This window comes from Hymenobacter sp. BT188 (genome assembly GCF_014333585.1).
Lineage (GTDB): Bacteria > Bacteroidota > Bacteroidia > Cytophagales > Hymenobacteraceae > Hymenobacter.
The window spans coordinates 54129-73047 of the sequence record NZ_JACSCW010000001.1 but is presented as its reverse complement, the minus strand read 5'-3'; the positions used below and the strand labels follow the sequence as shown (position 1 = coordinate 73047).

The following is an 18919-nucleotide window of genomic DNA, read 5'->3' as shown; positions in this document are numbered from 1 at the left end:
TGCTACGTGGCCGAAGGCATGGCAGACCCCACATACGACGAAGCTATCCGGCGAATTCGGCGCATGCACTGGCTGCACTATTCTATACAGGCGGCAGTAATGGCTGCACTGGTATTGGCTGCCAGCCGTCGAACCGCCGGCTCGGGAGCCGTTAACCCGCAGCTTGCCACGTGGCCCGCGCTCCTACTACTGGGGGGCTTATTGCTGTTGGTTGGTGTGCTCGTCTACCTGGTTTCGTCCCAGATCAAGCCGAACCTGCGCCGGCCAGCGGTTGAGAATCTGCGGCTGTACAAGAGCCGTGTGTTTTTGCGCAACAGCTTATTAGGCCTGGCAGGCTTGCCACCTCTAATTACCTACACAATTACCAGAAGCCCCATTGATTTGCTATTCTTTGGGTGTTTATTGCTGACGCTCTGCGTAGTGATGGCGCCCTCGGCCAAAACGTATCAGCGGTGGCTGATCCGGTAGCTCTACATTTACGGTCCTTGCTTACCCACTGCAAGACTCATCCCTAACAGTTTGCTTATGCGAGTTCCGGTACTCTTCACTTTCTCCCTCCTGCTCGTTGCGGGTGGTCTTCGCGCCCAACAACAGCCCGTCCAGAAAGATATAGCTGCCGCCTTGGCGGCAATCAAGGATTTCGAGAAGCAGGCATGGAAGCGCGACAGCAGCAGCAACCAGGTGTTGCGCTCCCGAACAGAAAGCAGCTATGTAGCCAAAGGACTTTTCTACAAAAAGATCGACGCACAGCTGAAGGCGATTAATAAAAAAGCACTGTCGTTTGATGACCAGATTAACCTGGAATTATTGAGCCATGATGTACTAGATGAATTGGCCGAATATCAATTCAAATCCTACTTAAACCCCATCCAAACCGATGCTGGTTTTCACGCTACATTGGCCTCGAGAGGAAAAGCTATTATTAATTCAAAAAAAGACGCTGAGCAGTACCTTATTTTATTAAAAGACATTCCGCGCTTCGTTGATGAGAACTTACAATTGATGCGACAGGGCATTGCCCAAGGCATTACGCAGCCCAGAGAAGTACTCAATGGCTATGAAACCAGCTACACTCAGCATATAGTGCCAACGGCTGAGCAATCGGTGTTTTGGAAGCCGTTTGCGAAAAAACCAGCTTCCATTTCTGAGGCGGATTGGGCCGCATTACAAACCTCTGCAAAGGCCGTTATTAGCAAGGATGTAGTTGGCAGTTACCAGAAGATAAAGACGTTTTTTGATCAGGAATATTTACCCAAAGCTCGTCCCACGCTCGGCGCTTCGGGGTTTCCTAATGGTCGGGCCTATTACGAGGACCGGGTGCGGCACTTCACCACCACCAATCTCACTTCGGAGCAAGTGTATCAGCTTGGCATAAAGGAGGTAGCGCGGATAAGAGGCGAAATGGATAATGTTATCCGCGACGTAAAATTTAAAGGTAACTTCAAAGAATTCACCACCTTTTTGCGCACTGACCCGCAGTTCCAACCGAAAACAGCGAATGCCTTATTGAAGGATGCTGCTTTTATTGCGAAAACCGTGGAGGGCAAATTGCCTTCGCTCTTTGGCAAGCTGCCCCGCCAGCCATTTACGGTAGTGCCCGTACCAGAACATTTAGCCCCTAATTATACCGCAGGGCGATATTCGGGTGCACCCATCAGCAGTACCCGGGCCGGGGAATATTGGGTAAACACGTCTAATCTACCGAACCGCACGCTGTACACCCTTGAGTCGCTGACCTTGCACGAAGCGGTGCCAGGTCACCATTTACAGAATGCCTTGACGCAGGAGTTGACCACTTTGCCCGAATTCCGCAGAAATAACTACATCAATGCCTTTGGCGAAGGCTGGGGATTATACAGCGAGTATTTGGGACACGAAATGGGTTTCTACAAGGACCCATACAGCCTGTTTGGCCGGCTGACCTATGAAATGTGGCGGGCCTGTCGCCTGGTGATTGATGTAGGTATTCACTCGAAAGGCTGGACTAGGGATCAGGCCGTGGCGTATCTGGCCGATAACACGGCTCTGTCGCTGCACGAAGTGAACACCGAAGTCAATCGCTACATTTTGTGGCCTGGGCAGGCGCTGGCCTACAAAATGGGAGAGTTGAAGATCAAAGAAATGCGCCAAAAAGCTGAGGTAGCGTTGAAAGAAGACTTTGACGTACGCGCCTTCCACGACATGGTGCTTTCCAACGGAACTGTTACGCTGTCGATTCTGGAAAAGATGACCGACCGATTTATTCAGCAGCAACAGGAAAAAGCTAAAAAGAAGCAGGGTTAAAGACGCCCGACACTCGTGCATTATTCTGCTAAATAAAACTGGGGTGAGTGCCGTCTGCACTCACCCCAGTAGTTTTACACCATGACCACTGCCTTAATCCCCGATTCCCTCCTACTTAACGGTCGCGAATTTCGCTACGCTGACATTAAGCAGTATCCGGCCACTACGCCCGTCGAGCTGAATGGCTACGAGGCCAAGGTGCTGGATTTCTGTCGGCAGTGGCTGAATGGAGCGATGGAATTTGGCCTCCAGACTTCTGGCTCTACGGGTGAGCCGCAGCGGATAACACTGCGGCGGCAGCAGCTCGCGGCTAGTGCCCGCCGCACTGGCGACTATTTCGACCTGGGGCCCGGCGACCGTATGTTGGTGTGCCTGAACTGCGAGTACGTGGGTGGACTGATGATGCTGGTGCGCGGCTTGGAGCTGAATCTGCACCTGACCATCGTGGAGCCTCACGCCGACCCACTAGCGTTAATGCCGGCTGAGGCAGCGTTTGACTTTGCTTCGTTCGTGCCTTTGCAGCTGCGCACCGTGCTGGAAAACGGACACGCAGCGCGGCTGAATACCATGAGGGCCATTCTAGTTGGCGGTGCGGCCGTGGAAAGCGGGTTGACGCAAGCTGCCCAAACCCTCACGGTGCCTGTGTATCACACCTACGGCATGACCGAAACCGCGTCACATATAGCGCTGCGCCGCTTAAATGGCCCGGATGCTTCGCCGTATTACAAAGTGCTGCCCGGCATTCATGTGGAGCAGGACGAACGCGGCTGCCTCACCGTGCGCGCCGACGTCACCAACGATCAGCTCATCGTAACCAATGACCACGTGCGCCTACTGCCCGCAGAGCACGCCTTTGAGTGGCTGGGGCGCGCCGACTTTGTCATTAACTCCGGGGGGGTGAAGGTGCAGGCCGAAAAAGTGGAACTGGTGCTGGAAGTGGCCCTAGCTGAACTCAATTTGCCCCCCAGACGCACCTTCGTAGCCGCTCGGCCCGATGAACGCCTGGGGGAGCAGGTAACGGCTTTTCTGGAAGGCGAGCCTTTATCAGCCACGCAGAGTGAGCAGCTGCTAGCGCTGCTTACCGAGCGTCTGGGTCGCTATGAGCGGCCGCGGGAGTTGGTGTTTGTGCCCCAGTTCAAAACAACAGCCTCCGGCAAGCTGGATCGGCGCGGCACTGTGAAAGCACTGTCCTATTGACTTTCAACGATTGGCCTAAACCCCTAGCCCTTCTCCTAGGGGAGAAGGGGAACTAACCTTTAGTTATCTAGAAAATTAGCCAGCACTTGAATACTAGTTTTTAGAACTAGTTCCCCTTCTCCCCTAGGAGAAGGGGCTAGGGGTTGAGGCAGCTAGAAATTACTCTACTCCTGCCAGTCCTCTGACCGCAGCCCATCCTGCGAAAACAGCTTCTGCCGGCCCCGTGTTATCTTGTACAAATCGCCCAAAAATAGCTTCACCCGACCATAGAAGATGACGCCGCTCAGTTCATCTTCCAGCTTGTCGTTGATAAATAGCATCTGACGGTAGCCAGCACCCCCGCCCAGGCCTAGCCACTTAAACACCCGATAATGGCTGGCGATGGAAGGCTCCAGGATATAAATCTGGTCTTTGGGTGAGCGGCGTACTTCGCCGTTGGGGAGTTCATAGCGGGAGTAAAACTTGCCCATTCCAATCTGTACGGGTGTGCTCAGTTCCCAGCGCGGGTTGCCGATGAGCACATATTCGCCATAGCCTACGAGGTAGCGAAAACGCAGCTCGTCGCGGGTGTTGGGGGGCAAATCGGGGGGCAAAGGAGCATCGGTAGGCACGCCGCCGCTGAGCAGGTACACGCCCAGACCGGCCCGCAGACGCCCATTAAATTCGATGCCGCCTTTCAACCCATTGATCCCAACCACCTTGCCATTGAGCAGCGAGAAGCGCTGGTCGAACTGAAACACCGGGCGGCGGTGGGTTTGCCGTACAAACACGCTGTCGGGCACCACGGCCGCAACCGTTACGCTGGCCGCGTGCGTGGCAATTGCCGATTTCAGCAACAGGAGCAGCAGGAGTACGAGCTTATTCACAGGCTAAAAGTACGCGACCACCAGACAGAAATACGTGAGTGGAAGAATAGCCGGCCTGACAAGCCAGCTCGCTCCGGAGTACTTTAATTCAACGCAGGTATTACCTGTGGGTTATCGGTCGATGGGAAGCAGCAACGTAGAAGCCGGCCAGTAAAAAAGCCCCCCAGCTGAGTTTCTTGTATTCGCTCCAGGCTACGGCAACGGTTCACCGCAGAATATTGTCGGTTCACCCAGCGCGGGTTCGGTTTCGCTTGGATAAGGGTTTTCTGCGGTAGAAATCAGGAGTAGTTTAGTTGAAACAAAGCTCTCTGCTATGCTCACGCCCACCGCACTGTTCTCCTTTGCCAACACCGTAGCCATGCTGGGGTGGGTCTTGCTGCTGATAGCACCACGCTGGGTGGTCACGCGTCGGCTGGTGCTCAGCGGGGCGTTGTCGCTGGGCTTGGCTGTAGTTTACGCGGTAGTAATTGGAGTGCATTATGCTGGTCCGCAGGGCAGCGTGGGGGGCTTTTCTTCGCTGGCCGAGGTGGCGCTGCTGTTCCAGGATCCGTGGGCGCTGCTGGCAGGCTGGGTGCATTACCTCTGCTTCGATTTGGCCGTGGGCGCGTGGTCGGCGCGTGATGCGCACCGCCGCGGGGTGCCGCACTTACTGCTGATTCCGTGTCTGGTATTCACCTTTTTGCTTGGGCCGGTAGGACTGCTACTGTACGCCATCGCGCGCCGCTTTTACCCGCTGAATTTGCCCCCCTGCCCTGCCAAAACGCTGGATTCTGTTCGTTCATCTTATTCGTCATAGGCATGAAAACGCTCCTCTTCGCTTCCGGCAGTTCCGCTTCCTTTTCTCCCCGCCGTCCGGTGCTCCTTGGTTCGGGCCAAGACTTGCGCGAATGGCTAATTATTCTGCACCGTTGCAACCCAGTGCTTTCGTGGGCGGGGTGGCTGAGTGCGGGTTTGGCCTTGGTAGCCTTGGCGCTGGTGCCGTTTGATGAGCGCGTTGTGACGGGCCTCAACGCCTGGTTTAAGCCCCTCAAGTTCGCGCTTTCCAACCTTATTTATTTGTGGACGCTAGGCTGGCTGCTGGCCGATTTGCCGGCCCCCGCGCAACGGTCGGTACGCTTTATAAGCTGGGGCATAGCCCTCAGCATGACGGTCGAAATTGCGGCAATCTTCCTACAGGCTGCTCGTGGTACTACTTCACATTTCAACAACAGCTCCGTATTCGATGCGCTGGTATTTGCCGCCATGGGCTTGTTTATCGCCATTAATACCCTACTGCTGGTGTGGGCCTTGTACCTGATGCTGCGCCACCGGCCTTTCGGCTCGGCTGGGTACGTGTGGGGCATGCGGCTGGGGCTCCTATTGTTTCTGCTGGGAAGTGCCATCGGGGGAGCCATGATTAGTCAGAATGGTCATACTGTAGGCGCCCCCGATGGTGGTGCCGGCTTGCCCGTGCTGGGCTGGAGCACCCGCGCCGGCGATTTGCGCGCCGCCCATTTCCTGGGTTTGCACGCCTTGCAGGCGCTTCCCCTGGCCGGTTGGCTGCTGGCTCGCACAATGCCCAATTGGCGCTCTGGCGCTCAAACAACAGGGATTTTTGCTTTCGCGGCGCTCTACGCCAGTGGGGTGGCGCTGCTGTACTGGCGGGCGCTGAGCGGTCTGCCCCTGCTTTCGCAGTAAGGGAAAGTGCGTAAGTTGCCGCTAGCCCCACGGGGGCCAAAACCCACGCCACCCACCATGCAAGACCGTCAGTTGCTGCTGTTTGGAATCCCGATTGTAAGCGTGCTCATGCTGCTTCCCGAGGCCGATTATGCTTTTCGGTCTGTTCCGGTGTTCCTGGTCAGCTGGCCGATTTCGCTTGTTTACACACTTACCATTTGGCTGGGAACCCGCGCTATCTGGCAATGGCTTATTCGCCGTTTTCCTGATGTGCGTCAAACATCGGTGCGCATCTGGTGGTTGGCTGCCGCTTGCCTGCTCTACGCCAGTTTGGCTACCGTTACCATCACCGTTGGGCTCACACTTTTACTGCCCACCGAAATATTTGGGGTGCTAAGTGCCGAGCGGATTTTTGTGCAAGTGCTGCTGAATCTGGTGCCTACTTCGGTGGTGCTGCTTGTGTACGAAAGTCACCATTTTTTTCAGAAGTGGGAGCAGAATGTGCGCCATGCCGAGCAGCTTACCCAAGCCGGGGTGCAAAGCCAGCTTGAGGCCCTGCAAAACCAGCTCGATCCGCACTTTTTGTTCAACTCACTCAACACGCTTTCTGCCCTCATTGAGCCCGGCAATACGGCCGCCCAAGAGTTTGTGGAACAGCTAGCCGATGTATACCGCTACGTGCTGCTCAGCCGCGAAAAAGTAACGGTGTCGCTGGCGGAGGAACTGGCTTTTGTGGATACCTATGTGGCTCTGCAAAAAGTCCGTTTTCGCGATAACCTACGGGTTGAGCATGATATTCCACCAGCGGCGCTCGATTGGCATGTAGCTCCCCTGAGCGTGCAGCTGCTGGTGGAAAATGCGCTCAAGCACAATGTCGCCTCGCGCGAACACCCGCTGGAGCTTCGCCTCACTGCCGATCCAGTTACCGGATACTTCACGGTGGAAAATATCCTGCGCCCAAGGCTGGCGGGGCTCGTGCGTTGCACCGGTACGGGCTTGCGCAATGTGCAGCACCGCTACGAGCTGCTGCATGCCTCCCAGCCAGTAGAAATCAGCACTGAAAATCATCGGTTTCGGGTGCGGCTGCCGCTGCTGGGGCCTCGTTGAGGCAGCGCTTTCTTCTTTACAGCTATCGGTATGAAACCATTATTTGTGTTGCTCACCATGTTCGGTCTGCTGGCTGGCAGCACGTATTTCCTGGATGGCAGCGCAAATTTTGTCTTCGCCGGCAACGGAGCGATGGCCGCCATGCTGCTGTTTACAGGAGTGGCGCATTTTGCCTTTACAAAAGGTATGATGCAAATGCTGCCGGACTTTCTGCCTGCCAAAAAAGCATGGATACTAGCTACTGGCGTACTGGAAATCGCGGCGGCAGTGGGGTTGCTACTTCCAGCGTTGCGCCCAGTCACGGCTTGGCTACTTATCGCCTTTTTCGTCCTGATTTTGCCCGGCAACATCATCGCGGCTCAACGCCATTTGAATTACCAGACTGGCACCTTGGATGGGCTAGGCCCGCGCTACCTCTGGTTCCGTATTCCGCTCCAACTGTTTTTTATTGCCTGGACGTGGTACTTTGCCTTAGCTCTGCCTTTATATCTCGCTGTATTTCCCCAAGAGACCTATTTTATCCCCTATCCCCTCAATTATCTATTCCATTAATCTAGATGGCCCTCAAGTTATCCATGACCGTTTTAGTGCTCGAAGATGAGTACCCAGCAGCGGAGCGCCTCCAGCGGTTACTGCATCAGGCGGCGCCAGAGGCTAAGGTTGTAGCGGTGCTGGATAGCGTGATGGCAGGGTTGGCGTGGCTGAAGTCAAATTTGCCCCCCGACCTTATTCTGGCTGATATTCACTTGGCCGATGGGCTCAGCTTCGGGCTGTTTGAGCGTACGGTGGTGCGCAGTCCAGTCATCTTCACCACCGCCTACGACGCTTACGCCATCCGGGCTTTCAAGACGAACAGCATCGACTATTTGCTAAAGCCTATCAAGCTGGCCGAGTTGGAGGCCGCCCTCACGAAGCTGGAGCAATGGCGGGCACCGGCCACCTCGCCCCCACCCGATACCGCCCAGCGCCTGGAGCGCCTGCTCGACAGCCTGCCCCTCCCCAATCAGCCCTATAAATCGCGCTTTCTGGTGCGCAGCGGCGAGCAACTATTGCCGCTACCGGCGGGGCAAATAGCTTGGTTTCAGAGCCGTAATGAAGTCACGACGCTCGTGGCGCTGGACGGCCGCCGGTTTGTGGTGGACTATACGCTGGAGCAGTTGGAAAGCCTGCTCGACCCGCGGCATTTTTTTCGTCTTAACCGGCAGTTTGTGACTCATTTACAGGCCGTGCAGCGCTTGCACCCGCATTTCAACGGCAAGCTAAAGCTGGATTTGGCCCCCAGTCCAACGGATGAAGTGGTAGTGAGCCGGGAGAAAGCCAGTGTATTTAAGCAATGGCTAGAAGGCTGATTTTATCAACCTAAAACTGGTTTGGGGGGCAAATTTTCTATCTATCCAGCCAGGCTTTGAAAGCCGGCACCCGCTCTCGACTTACCAGCACGGGGCCCTCAGGGCAGTGCTGAAGCACGGTTTGGAGGCGAGAATTGGTGTAGTGAATAATATCCTGAATGGCGCTAGCTTGGGCGAGGTACGTGCGGTTGAGGCGAAAGAATTGGCGCGGATCGAGCAGGCTTTCCAACTGCTCCAGCGTGTAGTCCACCACAAACCGGCGGTTTTCGCGGGTCTGGAGCAGAGTGGCTTTTTCGAGGCTAAAAAAGTAGGCTATCTGCTCTGTGGCAATAGTTTTTAGATGCTCGCCTACGCGCACCACAAATTGCTCTTTGTAACTGGGTCGGGTTTGCATTTGCTGTAATACCTGCGCCAGCAAAGCTGGATCGAAGGCCGTAGGGGTAGCCGCTTGGGTGCTGCCGCGCCGCTCGCGCAGCTTCTGCACAGCTACTTCCAACTCTCCGGTATCGATGGGTTTGAGCAGATAATCCACGCTGTTCACCTTGAAAGCTCGAATGGCATACTGGTCGTAGGCGGTAGTGAAAATAACCGGACATGGCACCGTAGTCTGCTCAAACAGCTCGAAACTCAGGCCATCGGCCAAATGAATATCCAAAAAGAGCACGTCGGGCGCGGGCCGGAGCGTATCGAGCAGCACCTTGGCTGCCGCCACCGATTCGGCGGTGCTTATCACTTCTACCACCGGCTGCTGCCGACGCAACAGCTCCGTCAGGCGCCGGGCAGCTAAGGGTTCATCTTCAATGATAAGGGCACGAAGCGCAGGCAGAGTCGACATTTGTTATAAAGTGATTTCGGCTGTTCTGGGGGGCTTTTTCTACTATATATAAAGACGCGTATTCACGTCTATTCGTCGTGGGCGTTGCTTATCATCTATTCTTCAATCTTCCACTTTGTCTGTCATCTTGTTTGTCTGTCATCCTGAGCTGGCAAAGGACCTTCTCACGCGAGAACAAATCGTTCAACTGGCACAAGGTCTTTCGCCAGCTCAGGATGACAGGTGGACTAGATTAGGACGAATAAGTATTGCTGAGCGAGAGATGAAACTACGCATCTCTATTCCTAATTAGCCTATTTCAAGCAGCGGCAGTGTTACGACAAATTCATTGGCAGTCGGCTGAATAAGCAGAGACTGCTTGGTCAGAAAAGCGTAGCGAGCCTGCAGGTTGCGCAGGCCAAGGCCGCTGGTTTCTTCGGGGCTAAGGCGACGTGGCCGTAGTGTGTTACGCACAGTTAGCTGGCGGGCGGGCAAGTTTAGCTCGAAGCGGATATGCAGCGGTTGCTGTTGGAGCGCAATGTTGTGCTTCAGTGCATTTTCTAACAGCAACTGTAGGCTCAGCGGCGGCACCATCAGCTGAGACGGTACACTGCTGGGGTCAGGTAGTTCGGCCTGCAAGGCTTCGCCGTAGCGAATGCGCTGCAAAAACAGATAAGCCTGGGCAAACTCCAGCTCGTCGGTGAGCGGCACCACCTCCCGTCCGCGGGCATCAAGCACATAGCGGTACACCTGCGACAATTGCCGAATGAAGCGCACTGCCAGTTGTGGCTCCTCTTCTACCAGCGAAGTGAGGGCATTCAGGGCATTGAACATAAAGTGCGGATCAAGCTGCTGGCGGAGTGTTTCGGCTTCGGCCTGCGCCATTTCCTTCTGTAAACGCTCGGTTTGAACCACGGCCTCGCGCCAGCCCAGCAGGAAAGACCGGCTATGCATGAACATGGAAATCAGGGCCGTGATGACCAGCGGAAACAAGTAGCCATCAACGTATTGGGGTGAGAACAGCAACGCTGGATTGCGGCCTCGATACAGGATATACCCCAGCCGCACCAGCACAATCACCACCAAAGAGCCCCCCAGCGACACGAGCAACGTAAGGGCCAGCCGCTTAGCGGGCGCCTGCTTCCAGCTCACGTACCGATCAAGCCAATCCACGGAGTAGCCGTTGGCCAGCCACAGCCCTGTGGTGTACACGGCCGTCAACACGAAGTTTATAGCCAGCTCTCGGGGGTTATCCAGGCAATCGAGACAGGTAAGTAGGCTGATAGTGCAGGAAAGCAACAGTAGCGTCAGCAATATGCGCAGCCAGGCCCGTGTGGCTTGTCTGGGGGGCATTGTGGGGGCATGTACGGGCATAGTGAGGACGGGAGAACCAAGCTCAGTAGGCGTGGTAGCGCTGGCAAGATACGGGCTAGTAGACAAGGTCAGGCGGGGCGCTTAGGGGTAAGTAATCCATGCTTGGAAGCGGCCGGGCGCAACGCATAGTACAGCCCAAAGCTCAGCACCAGCATCACTCCTACCACCGACGGCCCAAACTGGCTATACGGCTTGTACTGCGGCAGCACCGTGCCGGTGAATGCCGATACCAGAGCAAAATAAGCACTGATCATCTTCCACAGATGGTCATAGTGCCACAAGGTGCGACGCCACAGCGGCACAAAACGGAAACGCGCCAAATCATAGAGCGTCATGACTACTAAGGCACCCAGGGTAGAGTAAATAATGCCCGGCGTCCAGACCAGTTCAATGGCTTTGAGGCAAAGCACCAGCACTACGCTGCTTACCAGGGCCGCGGCAGCCACCCACCCATCGAGGCGGGTGGGACCAGTGACGCGGGTACGCACCGCCTGATACCCCGACCACGCCTGGTACACGCTCAGCAGCACAATACCGACCAGGTAACCGCGAAAATTAAACACTGCCAGCCCCAGCACCGCCGTCATGAGCACGCCTGCGGTGGCTGCCAGAAACCAACGGCCGAAGCGCCGGTGGGCCGCGCCACCCTTGCGCCCCATCATCGGCACGAGGCCAAACAGCATTGCCAGCGTGCCGCAAACGATGTGTAAGCCAATGTTGAACTGATGCAGCAAGTCCATGATGGCAGAGGTTGCGGAGAGAAATTAAGTACACCCGTCACCGCGCGCCGCCGCGCCGCGTGTGCTTAGTTATTGCTTAGCAGCCTGCGCGCCAGCAACCGGCTCATAGGCTTTCACCCGGCTCAGTAGCTGCCGCTCGCCCCAGCCAGGTGCCAGCGGACTGCTGGGCTGGAAAGCGGCAAATCGGGCTTTCGCTTCCTCAAAAAGTGGCTTGGCGGCCTCAGGTCCGCCCCCAAATATCTTGGGTGTAAAGTAAACATTGTTCCCGAGTACCAGATAGATGCGTGGGTTAGCGGGGTTTATTCCTTTGGCTTGGCCAAGCACCTCACTCACCATACGTGAATATTTCGCCGAGCGGTCCATGGGCGAAATGCCCAGCCGCGCCTGATAAATGTAGCCTTGCAACACCAGCAGCTCCGATTCGTCGCCGCGCAGCTTGCGGGCCTGCGTTAGCGCGGCTTCGGCTTGGTCGAGGTATTTGTCCTTCGTACTGCCATCTTCTTTGCTTTGAAAAGAGGTAATCAGGAGGCCGTACGCCTGGTAATAAGCAGGCAGCCAATCAGTGGGCGCGGCGGCGGCCGCTCGCTCAAACTTGCTCACGATTTGCTTAAGCTGAGCGGGGTCGCCGGTGCTGTTCAATTCGGTGATGGTGGCCGCCATCAACTCAGTGTAGCCGGCGGGTGCGGTGGCTTGTTGGGCGGTGGCCGAGAAGGAAGCGGCCACGAAGGCCAGCAGGAGGATGAGCGTTTTCATGGTTATCAGAAAAATGAAGTGAGAAAAGCTGTGTAGTGGAAAGCCTGTGTCAAAGATGAGCGAAGGCCGAGGGTGGAAAAATTTTCTGTTACCGAAGCGTCGGTTGGGCAGGATGAAGTGCAGAAGTCGGCGGATGAGCCTTTACTCCGGAGCCGTGTCGATGTCGGCCGGGCGCTTTTTATTGATAGAGATGAGTAAGGCCACGAATACCATGCGCGGCGCAGAAGGCCGCACGGCCGTGCTGGAATACAGTCCATTCGCATCGGGGGCAGCGGCGTAGCGGTAGCCAAATACATTCTCGCGCCCCAGCACATTGGTGCACGATACGTGCACAATGGTCAGGTTTTTCCAGAGCGTAGTGACGTAGCTGGCGTTCAAGCTGAAATCCTGGAAGTTGGGCAGGCGGCCCTGGTTGTAGCCAGCGGCCTCATTCGGATTGTGAAAGGCGCGGGGGCTATTGTAGGTGTAGGTAGCGCCTACCTGCGTGTGTATTTTGGCCAGCCAGTACTTGCCTACCACCGATAGGTTGTGCCGGGCGGCAAAGGTGGGCACAGCCAGCACCGGATCGAGGCGCTGGTGCCGGCGCGTATCCAGGAAGCCGTAGCTCACCCAGTAATCGGCATTCTTGACAGTTTTACGGTCGCGCCACAGTACATCTACCCCGTTGGCGTAGCCGCGGCCCGTGCTGCGGTACGAAGCCGGGTCGAAAGGCGTGAGCAGGTTCTGGGGGGCTTTTTCATGGAAGCGAACGAGATGAGCGTAGGTTTTGGCGTAAGCTTCTACCCGCAGCGTGCGGTCGTCATGGCTCCGCAGATACGTAAGCTGGAAGTGCTGAGCGCGTTCGAAGCGCAGCTGCTGGCGGTTTTCTGCCCTGATCAGCAGGTCGCTGGCGGGGGTTTGGTAGAAGTAGCCCCAAGCCCCCGAAAGCTGCGTTTTTTCATTTACCTGATACGCCAGCGCCAAGCGTGGAGCGCCATTCCAGCGGTTTAGTACACCCGAATATTCACCCCGTCCGCCTACCCGGCCCACTAGCTTGTTGCTGAAGGCAATATCAGACTCCGCAAACGTGGCCAAACGCCGCTCCGAAAAGCGAAAAACAGTGTCCAGGGGGGCAAATTCGTAGCGCTGCTGGTTGCTTTGGGCCAAGCCTTCTACTCCTAGCTTCACGTTCCAGTAGGCGCTGGCCGAGTCGTTGGTAAGCACAAGTCGGCCTACCAGCGACTGCTCCAGCTCGTGTCGGGCCTGGTCGCTTACTTGCTGGGTTTGCGTGTCGCGGACGGCAATGCGGGCCGTTTGCACATCCCGCGTCGCTGCCGCGCCGGTCTGCACCGACCAGCCCCGCCGCAACGGACTGCGAAAGGTGGTATTCAAGTACACATTGTTGGCCTCCAGATTCACGGGCCGCCCTCCCTCCCATTCGGTCTCCGGCTGCCGCACTCCTATGCGCTGCTGATTGAACGCTCCATAAGCTTTCACCAGGCCCGCCTCGCCGGTGCGCTGACGCAGTGCCACCGAACCGCCCGACGATTGAAACGCCGTGAGTAGCTGCTGAGGCACCAGTCCGAAGTAGGGCCGCATGTTCATGTAATCGCCCGTCACGGCCACCGACGAGCGCTCGTAGCGCTGCTGGTGCGACAAACTCAGCGCCCCCAGCGACAGCAACGATATACCAGTTTGCGTTTCGGGGGCCAAATCTTCTGACTGCAACGCCACGATAGCCGACAGCGCCTGTCCGTACTCGGCCGAGTAGCCGCCCGTGCTAAAGGCCATGCCTTTGAACAGCATCGGTGAAAAACGCCCCCTGGCCGGCACTCCCGATACGCTGGCATTATAGGGGCTTTGCAAGGGCACCCCATCCAGGTATTGCCGGGTTTCGCCGGCCGAGCCGCCGCGCACAAACAGGCGGCCTTCTTCCCCGTTGCGGGTGGTACCGGGCATGGTGTTCAGCGCCCCCGCCACATCAGCCGAGGCACCGGCCGTGGTTACCACGTCGCGGGCCGAAAAGACGGTATTGCGCTTGTCGCCGCCAGCTTCGAACGTGCCGGAAGTAATGGTCACGGCGCCAAGCTGGTTGCGGGCTTCTTTCAGCGTGAAGGTGAAGCGCTGAGGTTTACCATCGAGCGTTACGCTCTGCTCCTGAAGCTGATAGCCGAGCAGCGTAGCCACCAGCGGCAGCGTACCGGTTTGCCGGGTGCTGAAGTGAAAGTGTCCCACCGAATCGGTGCTGGCGCCATCGAAGGTCGTTTTCAGGAATACGTTCACGCCCGGCAACGCCCGCCCACTCTGGTCGCGGACGGTGCCGCTGAGCGTGGTAGCGGCCGTTTGGGCGGCTACGTATTTGGCAGTAATCAGGAATAGAAGCAGCGGAAGCAGGATTCGTTTCATGGGGTAGCAGCGAAGTATTGACCAAAAGTGGTCGGCTGCTGAGCCCGTTGAAAAGAAAGGTTACTGAAGTGTCGGATAAGCCGGATGAAGCGTGCGGCAGCCCTGCCAACGCGAAGTCAGACACCAGTTAGAACCTAGGTATCTGCTAACTCGGCCTCCGCGGCAACTCAGCCGGCACCCCAACCTATGACGGGAATCCAACGTTGAAAAAACTCCTTTCCGCGGGAGCAAATATTCCCGATCTTCCTACTCCATTCTCACTCCCTAACCCCGATCTGCCATGGCATACACTGTAATTGGCGTATTTGAAAACGCCGACGTTGCGAATAAAGCCCTTCACGCGCTTGTCGGTCATGGCATTGGCCGCGAGTATATCGACGTGACCACGGCCGATGTCAACCAGGACAATCCCACGGGCGAGTTTCCTGAAAATGACTCTTTCCATAACTTCTTCCGGGCCGTGTTTACGGGCCACGAGCACGATGTGCGCGACCACTCGGAAGCCGCCCGCCGGGGCACCACGCTCACCATCCATGTGCGCTCCCGCCAAGATGCCGAGCAGGTGCAGGCGCTCCTCGATCAGCACGGGGCGGTAAATGCCTCCGAGTACGCCCGGCGCTACGTGGCGCAGCACGGCGGCGTACCGCTGTCGGCCCATGGTCCCGCACCGGGCCCCCACCCAGATCCTACCGTTGCGGCAACCCAGCCCGTCACGACCAATACCGTGTTGCGCAGCCGCATCATCGACCGGCCACTTGACGACGACGAGCGCCTGCGCTAACGGTCATTTGCTATCCATTACAAAGGGGCAGCTGCGCGGTCAGCTGCCCCTTTTCGTTGTCTTTTCTTATGTATAAGTCTGATTTCCTGTTTACAAGATCATCGTTATTACCAGCCTATTAGCGCAACCCAGAATTGCCTGGCGAGGTAATGCTACCATACCCCAACTCTCTGCCATGAAAACCTACGACGATATCTCCTCTTCTTCTGCCAGCGCTTCTGCCTCGCGCCGCGACTTTTTGCGCCACGCCTCCCTGGGTCTGGGGGGCATTTTGCTGGGCACTTCGGGGCTGGCTGGCTCACTTACCGGCCTGGAAGCAAGCAGCTTCGGGCCGGCCAGTCTGGAAGCGTGGCAGGCGGGCAAGCAGTTGAATGTGGCCCTGGTGGGGTTGGGCAAATACAGCACCGGGCAGTTGGCGCCGGCCTTACAGGAAACCAAGCTGTGCCGCCTGGCCGGCATCGTGACGGGCTCGCCGGAGAAAGTGCCGGTGTGGAAAGCCAAGTATAATATCCCCGACAAAAACGTCTACGACTATAAGTCATTCGACCGCATCGTGGACAACCCCGATATTGATATCGTGTACGTGGTGCTGCCCATTGCTATGCACGCCGAATACACTATCCGGGCCTTGCAGGCGGGCAAGCACGTGATCTGCGAAAAGCCCATGGCTATGACGCCCGCCGAGTGCCGGCAGATGATAGATACCGCCAAAAAAGCTAACAAGAAGTTCAGCATCGGCTACCGCCTGCACTTCGAGCCCCACAATATGGAAATGATGCGCTTGGGTCAAAAGGAAATCTACGGCCCGATCAAGCGTCTGGTGGCCGACAATGGGTACGTGTTCAACAACGACACGCCCTGGCGCGTGGATAAGGAGCTGGCTGGCGGTGGTCCATTGGTGGATCTGGGCATTTATTGCGTGCAAGGCGTAGTGTACACCAAAGGCCAGCTTCCGGCCTCCGTAACGGCGAAATTTACGCCCAAGCCCGCCGACAATAAATACTTCAAAGAAGTGGAAGCGGGCGTAAACTGGCAGTTCCAGTTTGCCGACGGCTCAGTAGCCGATTGCCGCACCAGCTACGCCGAAAGCCTGCCCAACCGCCTCCAGGCCGAAGCGGCCAAAGGCAAATTTGAGCTCTCGCCGGCTTTCGGCTACGGCGGCATAAAAGGCACCACCAGCAAGGGCCCGATGAACCTGCAAAACGTGAATCAACAGGCTCTGCAAATGGACAATTTTGCCGACTGTATTCTCAACAACAAACCTACCCGCGTACCCGGCGAAATGGGCCTGCGCGATGTGCAGCTCATGGCCGCCATCTACCGCGCCGCCGAAACCGGGCAGAAAGTATCGACCAAGGACGTGCAGAATATAATTGACCGCACCAATAGCCGGTAAAGAGCAGCAAGGTCGTCTAAATCTGTTATCCAATAAGAACGTCATGCAGAGGCGGAGCCGAAGCATCTCGCGTGTTTAGCAGGAATAGCAATCCAGCGTCAGCACGCGAGACGCTTCGGCTCCGTCTCTGCATGACGGTCTGTAAGGTAAGAATACAAGGTTGTTATAGTCACGTAAAGGGCTGGGGGGCAAATTGCGCTACTTTAGCTGAGCCAAGTACGATTGGAATTTCTCCGCTCTCTGTTTCTCGCCGCTTCTCTGCTTTTATGAAACTACACCTCCTCGCTGCTGCCTGCTCACTCGCCTTCATTCTGACGCAATGTGCTGCAGTAAAATCGAATAAAGCCGACCTGGTTATTACCCACGTCAATGTGATTGATGTGCTAACCGGCACTGTGCAGACTGATCAGAATGTGGTTGTTTCAAACGGCCTGATTCAGCGCATAGAAAGCGCCGAAAAAGCCCCCCAGCATGCCACCCAACACCTGGATGGCACCGGCAAATACCTCATGCCTGGCTTGTGGGATATGCACGTGCATTTTCGGGGCGGCGACACGCTGACGGAAGCAAATAAGAACCTACTGCCGCTGTATATGGCGCACGGCATCACAACCGTTCGCGACGCGGGCGGCGACCTAACACCAGCGGTTTACGCCTGGCGCGAGCAGATCAATGCCGGCAAACTAGCGGGGCCCAGAATCTTCACTTCGGGGCCCAAGATTGATGGTCCGGGCGGCACGTGGCCTGGCTCTTTGGCAGTAGAAACACCCGCCCAAGTAACTGCTGCCCTGGATTCCTTGCAGAAGCTGCGGGTAGATTACGTCAAGATTTATGAGAGCAAAATTTCGGGCGAGGCTTTCCTGAATGTTATTACCGAAGCTGAAAAACGCGGCCTCAAAACAACGGGCCACATGCCCTACACCGTCACGCTGCGTGAGGCTGCCGAGCGGGGACTCGATGCCAGTGAGCACCTGTATTATGTGTTCAAAGGGTGCTCTTCCCGCGAAGACAGCCTGACGGCCGCTATCAAGCAGAGCCTGCTCACCGACAAGCCGCTCGGCTTGTTTGCGGTGCTGCCCACCATTTATAAAACCTACGACGCGACGGTGGCGGCCGCTATGTTCAAAACCCTGGCAGACCGCAAAACGGCGGTGGTTCCTACCTTATTCATTCAGAAAACGCTGGCCGGAATAACGGAGCAGGATCACGCCCGCGACACCATGCTTGCCTACATCGACCCCAGGATTCAGGCCACCTACATGGGCCGCTACAACAATGCGAAGCGGCAGCCCAAGGAAACCGTTGCCTTCGGCAAAAGGCTCTCGGCCAAGTTTATGTCGATGATACCAGAAATGCAGGCCGCTGGCGTCACCATTCTGGCTGGCTCCGACAGTGGCCCTTTCAATTCGTTTGTGTACCCTGGCGTGTCGTTGCAGGGCGAGTTGAAATTGCTAGTGCAGGCCGGACTTACGCCCGCGCAGGCCCTACGCACGGCCACTATCAACGGCGCCACGTTTATGGGCGTGGCCGATCAATCGGGCAGCATTGGAGCCGGGAAATATGCTGACTTGGTATTGCTGAATCAGAACCCGCTGGCTGACATTAACAACATCAAAAAAATAGCCGCTGTTGTTTCCCGCGGCAAAGTTTATTCGGCTCGAGATCTGGCTGAATCATTGAAGAAAATCAAACGCAAATAAGCCTTGTTTTCGCAAAAGAATCAGCTCTTATTTTGCCCGTAATAGCAGCAATACTACACATGACATTATCCTGGACCTGCAAGCAATTCAACGACTTATCTTTAACCGAGCTATACGAATTGCTGCAACTCCGCAGCGAGGTATTTGTGGTGGAGCAAGCCTGTGCTTTTCAGGATATTGACGGCCAGGATATGGCGGCATATCACCTGTTGGGGCACACACCCGACGGAAAATTAGCAGCCTACGCCCGGCTTTTCGACGCCGGTATCAGCTACGAGGAAGTCAGCATTGGGCGGGTAATTGTCGCGCCTGAGTTTCGGCGCTTCGGCCTTGGGCAGGAACTGATGCGCCAGGCAATTACGCACTGCGAGCGGTATTTTGCCCCCCAGCCCATTAAGATTGGTGCACAGCAATATTTAGAGAGATTTTACGGTAGTTTCGGCTTCGTGCAGTGCGGCGAAATGTACTTGGAAGACGGCATTCCGCACATTCCCATGCGCCGCTCTTAGTCGGGCCTG

At 56.4% G+C, this 18919-nt stretch carries 18 protein-coding genes; 12 read left to right on the top strand and 6 right to left on the bottom strand.

What is annotated here, in order from left to right; genetic code table 11:
* Positions 1-18: 18 nt before the first annotated feature.
* From H8B13_RS00300 to H8B13_RS00290, 3 genes are all read left to right on the top strand, one after another.
* Positions 19-468 carry a hypothetical protein gene (locus H8B13_RS00300; protein ID WP_187308849.1) on the top strand — a complete coding sequence of 150 codons (450 nt, stop codon included), beginning with the start codon at positions 19-21 and terminating at the stop codon, positions 466-468.
* A 57-nt stretch (positions 469-525) separates the two neighbouring features.
* Entirely contained in the window at positions 526-2283 is a 1758-nt protein-coding gene (locus tag H8B13_RS00295; protein WP_187308848.1) for a DUF885 domain-containing protein, read from the top strand.
* Between the two features lie 81 nt (positions 2284-2364).
* The gene (locus tag H8B13_RS00290) at positions 2365-3480 is read left to right on the top strand and encodes an AMP-binding protein (RefSeq protein WP_187308847.1); all 1116 of its coding nucleotides are present in this window, start codon (positions 2365-2367) and stop codon (positions 3478-3480) included.
* Between the two features lie 164 nt (positions 3481-3644).
* Here H8B13_RS00290 and H8B13_RS00285 read toward each other — a convergent pair whose 3' ends face one another.
* Positions 3645-4346, bottom strand: coding sequence for a hypothetical protein (locus H8B13_RS00285; protein ID WP_187308846.1), 702 nt, complete (start codon positions 4344-4346; stop codon positions 3645-3647).
* A gap of 313 nt (positions 4347-4659) precedes the next feature.
* On the opposite strand from H8B13_RS00285, the gene H8B13_RS00280 reads away from it, so the two are divergent.
* Genes H8B13_RS00280 through H8B13_RS00260 form a run of 5 tightly spaced genes read left to right on the top strand, consistent with a single transcriptional unit; the run spans position 4660 to position 8458 of the window.
* Positions 4660-5142 (top strand): ABA4-like family protein, encoded by a 483-nt coding sequence (locus tag H8B13_RS00280; protein ID WP_187308845.1) that lies wholly within the window; start codon positions 4660-4662, stop codon positions 5140-5142.
* A 2-nt stretch (positions 5143-5144) separates the two neighbouring features.
* Positions 5145-6023 carry a hypothetical protein gene (locus H8B13_RS00275; protein ID WP_187308844.1) on the top strand — a complete coding sequence of 293 codons (879 nt, stop codon included), beginning with the start codon at positions 5145-5147 and terminating at the stop codon, positions 6021-6023.
* Positions 6024-6080: 57 nt separating this feature from the next.
* A complete protein-coding gene (locus tag H8B13_RS00270) occupies positions 6081-7109 on the top strand; it encodes a sensor histidine kinase (protein ID WP_187308843.1) in 1029 nt (342 codons plus the stop codon).
* A 30-nt stretch (positions 7110-7139) separates the two neighbouring features.
* Positions 7140-7661, top strand: a complete 522-nt coding sequence (locus H8B13_RS00265) for a DoxX family protein (protein ID WP_187308842.1) — start codon at positions 7140-7142, stop codon at positions 7659-7661.
* Between the two features lie 5 nt (positions 7662-7666).
* Positions 7667-8458, top strand: coding sequence for a LytR/AlgR family response regulator transcription factor (locus H8B13_RS00260; protein WP_261990167.1), 792 nt, complete (start codon positions 7667-7669; stop codon positions 8456-8458).
* 37 nt (positions 8459-8495) lie between these two features.
* On the opposite strand, the gene H8B13_RS00255 is transcribed toward H8B13_RS00260, so the two are convergent.
* The 5 genes from H8B13_RS00255 to H8B13_RS00235 all read right to left on the bottom strand — a co-directional run bounded on the left by H8B13_RS00255 (position 8496) and on the right by H8B13_RS00235 (position 14524).
* The gene (locus tag H8B13_RS00255) at positions 8496-9293 is read right to left on the bottom strand and encodes a LytR/AlgR family response regulator transcription factor (RefSeq protein ID WP_187308841.1); all 798 of its coding nucleotides are present in this window, start codon (positions 9291-9293) and stop codon (positions 8496-8498) included.
* Between the two features lie 288 nt (positions 9294-9581).
* Positions 9582-10625, bottom strand: coding sequence for a sensor histidine kinase (locus H8B13_RS00250; RefSeq protein ID WP_187308840.1), 1044 nt, complete (start codon positions 10623-10625; stop codon positions 9582-9584).
* 89 nt (positions 10626-10714) lie between these two features.
* The gene (locus H8B13_RS00245) at positions 10715-11386 is read right to left on the bottom strand and encodes a hypothetical protein (protein WP_187308839.1); all 672 of its coding nucleotides are present in this window, start codon (positions 11384-11386) and stop codon (positions 10715-10717) included.
* 69 nt (positions 11387-11455) lie between these two features.
* Positions 11456-12139, bottom strand: coding sequence for a hypothetical protein (locus H8B13_RS00240; protein ID WP_187308838.1), 684 nt, complete (start codon positions 12137-12139; stop codon positions 11456-11458).
* 141 nt (positions 12140-12280) lie between these two features.
* Positions 12281-14524, bottom strand: a complete 2244-nt coding sequence (locus H8B13_RS00235; protein ID WP_187308837.1) for a TonB-dependent receptor — start codon at positions 14522-14524, stop codon at positions 12281-12283.
* A gap of 280 nt (positions 14525-14804) precedes the next feature.
* Between H8B13_RS00235 and H8B13_RS00230 the strand changes: the two genes are divergently transcribed.
* From H8B13_RS00230 to H8B13_RS00215, 4 genes are all read left to right on the top strand, one after another.
* The gene (locus H8B13_RS00230; protein WP_187308836.1) at positions 14805-15305 is read left to right on the top strand and encodes a hypothetical protein; all 501 of its coding nucleotides are present in this window, start codon (positions 14805-14807) and stop codon (positions 15303-15305) included.
* A gap of 175 nt (positions 15306-15480) precedes the next feature.
* Positions 15481-16701, top strand: coding sequence for a Gfo/Idh/MocA family protein (locus H8B13_RS00225; RefSeq protein WP_187308835.1), 1221 nt, complete (start codon positions 15481-15483; stop codon positions 16699-16701).
* A 266-nt stretch (positions 16702-16967) separates the two neighbouring features.
* Entirely contained in the window at positions 16968-18401 is a 1434-nt protein-coding gene (locus H8B13_RS00220; protein WP_187308834.1) for an amidohydrolase family protein, read from the top strand.
* Positions 18402-18460: 59 nt separating this feature from the next.
* Positions 18461-18910 (top strand): GNAT family N-acetyltransferase, encoded by a 450-nt coding sequence (locus H8B13_RS00215; protein ID WP_187308833.1) that lies wholly within the window; start codon positions 18461-18463, stop codon positions 18908-18910.
* Positions 18911-18919: the final 9 nt, after the last annotated feature.

Bases quoted from the DNA above. Each gene is read 5' to 3' on its own strand.
- H8B13_RS00300 (WP_187308849.1), top strand. From the start codon at position 19: ATGGCAGACCCCACATACGACGAAGCTATCCGGCGAATTCGGCGCATG.
- H8B13_RS00295 (WP_187308848.1), top strand. From the start codon at position 526: ATGCGAGTTCCGGTACTCTTCACTTTCTCCCTCCTGCTCGTTGCGGGT.
- H8B13_RS00290 (WP_187308847.1), top strand. From the start codon at position 2,365: ATGACCACTGCCTTAATCCCCGATTCCCTCCTACTTAACGGTCGCGAA.
- H8B13_RS00280 (WP_187308845.1), top strand. From the start codon at position 4,660: ATGCTCACGCCCACCGCACTGTTCTCCTTTGCCAACACCGTAGCCATG.
- H8B13_RS00275 (WP_187308844.1), top strand. From the start codon at position 5,145: ATGAAAACGCTCCTCTTCGCTTCCGGCAGTTCCGCTTCCTTTTCTCCC.
- H8B13_RS00270 (WP_187308843.1), top strand. From the start codon at position 6,081: ATGCAAGACCGTCAGTTGCTGCTGTTTGGAATCCCGATTGTAAGCGTG.
- H8B13_RS00265 (WP_187308842.1), top strand. From the start codon at position 7,140: ATGAAACCATTATTTGTGTTGCTCACCATGTTCGGTCTGCTGGCTGGC.
- H8B13_RS00260 (WP_261990167.1), top strand. From the start codon at position 7,667: ATGGCCCTCAAGTTATCCATGACCGTTTTAGTGCTCGAAGATGAGTAC.
- H8B13_RS00255 (WP_187308841.1), bottom strand. From the start codon at position 9,293: ATGTCGACTCTGCCTGCGCTTCGTGCCCTTATCATTGAAGATGAACCC.
- H8B13_RS00250 (WP_187308840.1), bottom strand. From the start codon at position 10,625: ATGCCCCCCAGACAAGCCACACGGGCCTGGCTGCGCATATTGCTGACG.
- H8B13_RS00245 (WP_187308839.1), bottom strand. From the start codon at position 11,386: ATGGACTTGCTGCATCAGTTCAACATTGGCTTACACATCGTTTGCGGC.
- H8B13_RS00240 (WP_187308838.1), bottom strand. From the start codon at position 12,139: ATGAAAACGCTCATCCTCCTGCTGGCCTTCGTGGCCGCTTCCTTCTCG.
- H8B13_RS00235 (WP_187308837.1), bottom strand. From the start codon at position 14,524: ATGAAACGAATCCTGCTTCCGCTGCTTCTATTCCTGATTACTGCCAAA.
- H8B13_RS00230 (WP_187308836.1), top strand. From the start codon at position 14,805: ATGGCATACACTGTAATTGGCGTATTTGAAAACGCCGACGTTGCGAAT.
- H8B13_RS00225 (WP_187308835.1), top strand. From the start codon at position 15,481: ATGAAAACCTACGACGATATCTCCTCTTCTTCTGCCAGCGCTTCTGCC.
- H8B13_RS00220 (WP_187308834.1), top strand. From the start codon at position 16,968: ATGAAACTACACCTCCTCGCTGCTGCCTGCTCACTCGCCTTCATTCTG.
- H8B13_RS00215 (WP_187308833.1), top strand. From the start codon at position 18,461: ATGACATTATCCTGGACCTGCAAGCAATTCAACGACTTATCTTTAACC.